At 68.8% G+C, this 3,301-nt stretch carries 3 protein-coding genes and 1 pseudogene; 3 read left to right on the top strand and 1 reads right to left on the bottom strand.

Annotation, left to right across the window (positions count from 1 at the left end; translation table 11 throughout):
- Nucleotides 1-200 (top strand): annotated as a pseudogene (locus G3N96_RS38135) (hypothetical protein); the annotation flags it as partial.
- A complete protein-coding gene (locus G3N96_RS38140) occupies nucleotides 197-700 on the top strand; it encodes a periplasmic heavy metal sensor (RefSeq protein WP_206140436.1) in 504 nt (167 codons plus the stop codon). The pseudogene G3N96_RS38135 and the gene G3N96_RS38140, both read left to right, overlap by 4 nt.
- 151 nt (nucleotides 701-851) lie before the next feature.
- Here the strand turns inward: G3N96_RS38140 and G3N96_RS38145 are convergent, their stop codons facing one another.
- Nucleotides 852-1,709 carry an alpha/beta hydrolase gene (locus tag G3N96_RS38145; protein ID WP_241023029.1) on the bottom strand — a complete coding sequence of 286 codons (858 nt, stop codon included), beginning with the start codon at nucleotides 1,707-1,709 and terminating at the stop codon, nucleotides 852-854.
- Nucleotides 1,710-2,095: 386 nt separating this feature from the next.
- Between G3N96_RS38145 and G3N96_RS38150 the strand changes: the two genes are divergently transcribed.
- Nucleotides 2,096-3,301: DUF1800 domain-containing protein (locus G3N96_RS38150; protein ID WP_206140437.1), on the top strand; the 1,206-nt coding region annotated here is incomplete at its 3' end.

The raw sequence follows: 3,301 nt of genomic DNA on the forward strand, positions 1-3,301 counted from the left end.
CCGCCCCACGGCGCACGCGGCGGCGGGGCGCCGTGTGGTGGTCGGGCGCGGCATTCGCGGGCGTGGGCCTGGCCGGCGCGCTCGCAGGTGCGGTGGCCGTGTCGATGCTGATGCTCGGCGGCGTGCCGACGTCGCAGCATGAACCGGGCTATCTGACGACGACGTTCGGTGGGCCGAGCGTGGACTGGAGTGATGAATGACTGAACGTGGCTGGAAATTCGTCCTCGTCGGCTCGGTCGTGCTGAACGTATTCATGCTCGGCGCGATCGGCGGCGGTGCGTATCAGTGGTTTTCGACGCATCGTGACCTGCGGGCCGCGGGCGCCTCGGCGTCGCACACCGCATTGCGTTTCGCCGCGGACGAATTGCCGGATACGCGCCAGCAGGAATTCGCGGCGGCACTGAAGGCGGCGCGCAAGGACGGCCGCGATTTCGCGCGGGAAGGGCGCGACGACCGGATCACCGTGCTGGACCTGTTGGCCGCGCCGCAACTCGATCGCACGGCGATCGACGCGGCGCTCGACCGCACGCGTGCGGCCGATACGGCGCTGCGTGCGCAGGTCGAGCGCAGCGTCGTCGATTTCGCCGCGACGCTGACGCCGGACGAGCGCGCGAAGTTCGTCGACGGGTTGCGGCGCAGCGGGAACTGGCGGCTGCCGGCGAAGTGGCAGAAGAAGCAGGGCGACGCGGCGAGCAAGTAAGCCAACGCCGCGCGGGCAACGTGCGGTGGCGTGCGTTTTCAGGGATGCGCAACGCGTACACGCGCGGAAGATTGGTCGGCAATGCTTGCGGGCCGCGCTTCGGCAAAGGATCGCAAGCGGCCACCGCGACTCCGCTGCGCGGCACGCACGTTCAGCGTGCCTGCATCCACGCGGAGATCGCGTCGACCACACCGCTCTCCAGGCCATTGAAGCCGTGATAGGCAAACGCTTCGCACGGATCGCCCCGGGACGCGCCGCCCGACACGATCATCAGCTCGGCCTTCGGAGACTGCTCCAGCTTCTTCAGCAGCGTATTCGTTTCGGATACCGGACAATGTTTGCAGCCGTCATTCTGGTGGTGAACGATGAGCACCGGAATCGTGAGACTGGCAAGGTTCATGTCCGTGACCGCGGTCCCGCCTCGCTCCTCGCGGAGGATCGTGGACGTCAGCACGAGACCGTCGGGCCCGCCGCCGCCGGCCAGCGCAACCGCAATGGACGCGGCGGACTGGGTGCCGCGGCTCGTCCCGACCAGCCAGACCGGTACATGGAGTTGCTCCTTCAACCACGCGATCACGGCGCGTGCATCGTCGGCGTGTTCCTTCGACAGCCGAAAGCCATTGAGGTAGGGCGCGGATTGCCGGTCGCTCGGTGCATCGATGACCGCGACAGCGATGCCGTCATTCACGAACAACTGCCGGGTGCGGACGAGAAAGTTGCCTGCGCCCCATCCAAACCGGCCGGACGGTTCCAGTTGCAGCCCGCCATGGCCGCCGGCATAGAGAATGGCCGCGGCCTTCGGCGCGTCCGGCGCGATGAAGAGAAACCGTTGCGTCACGCCGGGGCGCGTCGGAATGTCGACGACCTTCGGCGGGTTTTGCGCATGGGCCGGGTAGCCGGGCAGCGTCAGCGCGACGGCAAGCAGCCACGCACGAGACCAGCGTGAGCGCGGACGCATCGCACCGACGCAACGAAACCGCGCACGCAAGCTGACGGGAAAAGTGGGCATCGTAGTGGTCGCTGGGTCGGGACGGCAAAACGCCGTGACGCGGGGGCGATACCTTTCATTGAGTCTAGGCGGCTTTGCGGGAACGGCAAGCGTCCGGGTGGGGCGGCCGGCGAGCCTTCCGGTGAGATCGAGGGCGGTCAGGCAAGTGAAAGCCCGCCAATCGAATGTCGAAACAGGCCCGTCCTTCGCAGGGACGCGGGGTCCCGATACGGCGGCTGAACGATCTACCGATTCGCGACTTTGATCAGCCGAATCCGCAACCGGCATTCGAGCGGCAACACGCACGCATTCAAAGCCGCGCGACGCACCGGAAATATTCGTATTCCTAGCGACGGATTTCCCGCCGGCCAACGTTAAACACGGGTACGCATCGCGAGAGCCCTGTCATGGACCACCCGAACGACATCACACCGGCCGCCATCGCGCTGAACCGTTTCGGTCTCGGCGCGCGGGCCGACGAAGCGCCGCCGGCGGACCCGAAGGCGGCGCTCGTCGCGCAGTTCGACCGTTACGACGCGCGACCGGCCGCATGGGCCGGCGAGCCCGACGCGGTTGCGCTCGCGACACGCTTCGCGAACGCGCGCAATGCGATGCCGGCCAACGATCCGGCGACGAAGCGCGCGACCGAGCAGTCGATCCGGCGCGACGGCTACGACACGTATCGCAGCGCCGTCGTCGCGCGGATGAACAGTGCACTGAATACCCCCGCGCCGTTCGTCGAGCGTCTCGTGCATTTCTGGGCGAACCATTTCGCGGTATCGGTCGACAAGGGGCCGGTGGCGGCCTATGCGGGTGCGTTCGAACGCGACGCGATCCGCCCGCACGTGCTCGGCCGTTTCGAGGACATGCTGGTCGCCGTCGAGCAGCATCCCGCGATGCAGCTCTTCCTCGACCAGGCGCGCTCGGTCGGCCCCGACAGCCCGGCCGCGCTGCGTGCCGAGGCACGCAATCCGTCGGCCAAGCGCGGGCTCAACGAGAATCTCGCGCGCGAAATCATGGAACTGCACACGCTCGGCGTACGCACGGGATACACGCAGGCCGACGTGACGGAATTCGCACGCGCGCTGACCGGCTGGAGCCTCGCCGGCGGGCGCGGCCCGCAGCCCGGCGATGCGGCGCCCGGCGCGTTCGTGTTTCGCCCGAAACTGCACGAGCCCGGCATGCGTACCGTGATGGGCCGCAGCTACGACCAGCCCGGCGAAGCGCAGGCGCGCGCGATCCTGCACGACCTCGCGCATTCGGAGGCGACCGGCCGGCATGTCGCGTTCCAGCTGGCCCGTCATTTCGTCGCCGACAATCCGCCGCCCGCGCTGACCGACCGGCTGGCGCGCGCGTTCGATGCGAGCGGCGGCGATTTGCCGACCGTCTATCGCGCGCTCGTCGATTCGACGGATGCGTGGTCGCCGGTCAACCGCAAGTTCAAGACGCCGTGGGAGTGGGCCGTGTCGTCGCTGCGCGGGCTCGGCTGGCGCGACACCGGCGACCTGAAGGCCGCGCCGCTGCTCGCGCAGCTCGGCCAGCCGGTGTGGCGGCCCGGCTCGCCGGCCGGTTACGACGACGTTGCCGCGAGCTGGGCCGCGCCCGATGCGCTC

It is taken from the genome of Burkholderia sp. Se-20373 (assembly GCF_017104705.1).
Taxonomy (GTDB): domain Bacteria; phylum Pseudomonadota; class Gammaproteobacteria; order Burkholderiales; family Burkholderiaceae; genus Burkholderia.